This is a genomic window from uncultured Limnohabitans sp. (genome assembly GCF_937889215.1).
In the GTDB taxonomy this organism is placed as follows: domain Bacteria; phylum Pseudomonadota; class Gammaproteobacteria; order Burkholderiales; family Burkholderiaceae_C; genus Limnohabitans_A.
In genome coordinates this window covers 1-3,296 of record NZ_CALBEX010000202.1, presented here as the reverse complement: position 1 = coordinate 3,296, position 3,296 = coordinate 1, and the positions used below count along the sequence as shown (strand labels likewise).

4 protein-coding genes are annotated in these 3,296 nt (G+C 60.1%); 1 reads left to right on the top strand and 3 read right to left on the bottom strand.

All coding sequences use genetic code 11. The annotated features are described in order from the left end of the window. The 3 genes from lptC to Q0341_RS05215 all read right to left on the bottom strand — a co-directional run. A partial coding sequence (gene lptC, locus Q0341_RS05225) for an LPS export ABC transporter periplasmic protein LptC (protein ID WP_299511021.1) occupies nucleotides 1-605 on the bottom strand: 605 nt, incomplete at its 3' end. Further along, nucleotides 602-1,180 (bottom strand): HAD hydrolase family protein, encoded by a 579-nt coding sequence (locus Q0341_RS05220; protein WP_299511020.1) that lies wholly within the window; start codon nucleotides 1,178-1,180, stop codon nucleotides 602-604. The genes Q0341_RS05220 and lptC, both read right to left, overlap by 4 nt. 1 nt (nucleotide 1,181) lies before the next feature. After that, nucleotides 1,182-2,159, bottom strand: coding sequence for a KpsF/GutQ family sugar-phosphate isomerase (locus Q0341_RS05215; RefSeq protein ID WP_299511019.1), 978 nt, complete (start codon nucleotides 2,157-2,159; stop codon nucleotides 1,182-1,184). 51 nt (nucleotides 2,160-2,210) lie between these two features. Between Q0341_RS05215 and Q0341_RS05210 the strand changes: the two genes are divergently transcribed. Continuing rightward, nucleotides 2,211-3,296: monovalent cation:proton antiporter-2 (CPA2) family protein (locus tag Q0341_RS05210; RefSeq protein WP_299511018.1), on the top strand; the 1,086-nt coding region annotated here is incomplete at its 3' end.

Sequence of the window (3,296 nt, the reverse complement as noted above, 5' to 3'; positions counted from 1 at the left end):
TGGCGGCCCCCTGGTGCCAACACAGACTTCACACGCCCTTTGAGTTCATATTGACCGCCACGGGTGTCCAAGTTCATGGTTTGCGCCGTGAACACATCTCGGCCGCGTGTGATCCGGATCGGCAGGCTGGAGATCATGCGCTCTTCTTTCAGCAGCACGGTCAGGGCTTCACCCTGCAAGGTCATGCGGGGCCCTTGGGCATCGGCGGTCCGAACCGCGACAGCGTTACCGCTCAGGATCACTTGCTGTTCAGCTTCAAGGGAAATGCCTTTTTGGGCTTGCGCATTGAGGCGGGTGCCGACATCGTTTTCGAAAAAAATACGCACATCTTCAATGTGCAGCGCCTTGGTGGCCGGGTAATGCGTGGCACTTTGCCCACTGACCTCGCGGGTCATGTGCCCAGAGGCGTCAAATGATTTCACGGTGAATTGCACCAACCGGTAATCGGGGTCCTGCCGAAGCTGTTTGTCGATGCCCGGAGGCAACAACTCGGGCATGCTGCGCACCAACCACCAACTGCCCAATGCCAAAAAGGCAAACAAGATCAGGGGCAGGTAAATCGTCAGCCGGTCCAAAGTCCGACGCACATGCATCAGCACGTTCATGCAGAGGCACCCGGGTGATCGTTGACGCCCACTTGGGCCAACAAAGTGGCGTAATGCCCACCGGCGACCAACAAGACATCACAAAAAGCGCGGCCCGCGCCTTCACCGCCACGCTCTGCGGTGGTGTGGTGGGCGATGGCTTTGACCTGGGCATGGGCATTGGCGGGTGCGCAGGCAAAAGCGGCCCGCTGCATGACCGGCAAATCGGGCCAGTCGTCGCCGATGGCTGCGGCGTGCGCCCAGTCCAGATTCAGCTCGCGCAAGAAGGCTTCGGCAGCCGGTCGCTTGTCTTCGGTGCCAAAGCGGGCGTGGGTGATGCCAAGGGCTTTGAGGCGCAGCCGCAAAGGGGCAGAGTCGCGGCCGGTAATGACCACGGGGGTGATGCCGGCTTTTTGCAAAAGTTTGAGGCCTTGGCCGTCCAAGGTGTTGAAGCGCTTGAGGCTTTCGCCTGTCTCGGAAAAGTACAAGCCGCCATCGGTCAAAACGCCATCGATGTCGAAAAACGCCACGCGAATGCCTTGGGCTTGCAGCAGCAATTCGGGCGGGTAATTCAGCGCAGGGGTGAGGGCTTGCATGTCAGATCACCTTGGCCCGCATCAGGTCGTTGGAGTTGATGGCGCCACACAAAACGCCCGACTCGTCGACCACCAAGATGCTGGTGATGCGTTGCAGCTCCATCATCTCGGCCGCTTCAACAGCCAAGGCGTCCACGCGTATGGTGCGCGGATCGGGGTGCATCACGTCACGCGCTTTAAGGGCGCGCAGGTCCACGCCTTTTTCGATCAGTCGGCGCAAATCGCCATCGGTGAACACGCCCAACACCCGGCCATCGGCATCGGTGATCGAGGTGGCACCCAAGCCTTTGCTGCTCATCTCGCGCATCAGCGTGGTGAATTCGGCATCGGGCCCGACTTGCGGCACATCACCGCCCTTGCGCATCACATCGCTCACATGCGTGAGCAGCTTGCGCCCCAAAGAGCCACCGGGGTGTGAACGGGCAAAGTCTTCGGGTTTGAAACCTCGGGCATCCAGCAGGGCCACCGCCAAAGCATCGCCCATGGCGAGCTGGGCCGTGGTGCTGGCCGTCGGGGCCAGGTTGAGGGGGCAGGCTTCTTTGTCAACCGAGCAATCGAGCACCACATCGGCATGGCGCGCCAGCGAAGACGACAGGCCACCGGTCAGGGCGATCAAAGGCACGCCTTGGCGTTTGAGGACGGGCAGGATGGCAACCAGTTCGTCACTTTCGCCGCTGTTGGAGATGGCCAACACCAGATCGACTGTTTTGATCATGCCCAGGTCGCCATGACTGGCCTCGCCGGGGTGCACAAACATGGCCGGTGTGCCGGTGGAGGCCAACGTGGCGGCGATCTTGCGGCCGATGTGCCCGCTTTTGCCCATGCCGGTCACGACCACGCGGCCCTGCACAGCCAGCACCATGCCCACGGCTTTGACGAACCGCTCATCCAGCCTTTCCTTGAGTTGGAGCAAGGCGGCAGCTTCGATCTCCAGGGTTTCACGGGCAAGTTGCAGGATTTGGTTGGGTTGGAAGGCCATAAGGGTCATTTTATCGGCTGGCTTGTCACCCGGCCTTGGTACCATCTCAGCATGGGTGCTTTGGAACTGACTTTGCTGTATTTGCTGGCCGCCGTCTTGGGGGTGGTGGGCTGCCGCATGCTCAAGTTGCCCCCCATGTTGGGCTATCTGGCAGTGGGGGTCGTGATTGGCCCGAATGCCCTCGCGCTGGCCCAAAATTCAGAAGGCGTGAAACACTTGGCCGAATTCGGCGTGGTGTTTTTGATGTTCGTGATCGGGCTCGAGTTCAACCTGCCCAAACTGCGCTCCATGCGCAAACATGTGTTCGGATTGGGCTTGCTGCAAGTGGTGTTGACACTGGTCGTCGTGACCATAGGGTCCTTGCTTTTGGCCAGCATGGCGCCCAGCCTGTGGAAGATGGAATGGCAAACTGCCTTGGCTTTGTCCAGTGCCATGGCCATGAGCAGCACGGCCATCGTGGTCAAGCTGGTGGCCGACCGGCTGGAGCTGGAGTCGGAACACGGCAAACGCGTGATGGGGGTCTTGCTGTTTCAGGATCTGGCCGTGGTGCCGTTGATCGTGATGATCCCGGCCCTGAGCGCACCAGCCGAAGAAATGTTCACCGCATTGTTGCTGGCTGGGGCCAAAGCGGTGGTACTGATCACCTTGCTTCTCAGCGGCGGCCAGCGCGTGATGCGCTGGTGGCTGACCTTGGTGGCTCGGCGCAAGAGCGAAGAGCTTTTTGTGCTGAACTTGTTGCTGGTTACCTTGGGGCTGGCATGGATCACCGAGCTGGCTGGGCTGAGCCTGGCGCTGGGGGCGTTCATCGCGGGCATGCTGATTTCGGAAACCGAATACAAGCACCAAGTGGAGTTGGACATTCGGCCTTTTCACGATGTGTTGTTGGGCCTGTTTTTCATCACCATCGGCATGATGCTCGACTGGCACATTGTGGTCGAGCGCTGGCCGTTGGTGCTGGTGCTGACCCTTTTGCCCGTGGTTTTCAAGTTGGTGTTGGTCACCGTCTTGGCCAAATTGACCGGTGCCACCAACGGGGTGGCACTGCGCACTGGCTTGTATTTGGCGCAAGCAGGAGAGTTCGGTTTTGTGTTGCTCACGCTGGCCTCGCAAAATGCGTTGATCCCGCCTGAATTGCTC

Bases quoted from the DNA above. Each gene is read 5' to 3' on its own strand.
- Q0341_RS05220 (WP_299511020.1), bottom strand. From the start codon at position 1,180: ATGCAAGCCCTCACCCCTGCGCTGAATTACCCGCCCGAATTGCTGCTG.
- Q0341_RS05215 (WP_299511019.1), bottom strand. From the start codon at position 2,159: ATGGCCTTCCAACCCAACCAAATCCTGCAACTTGCCCGTGAAACCCTG.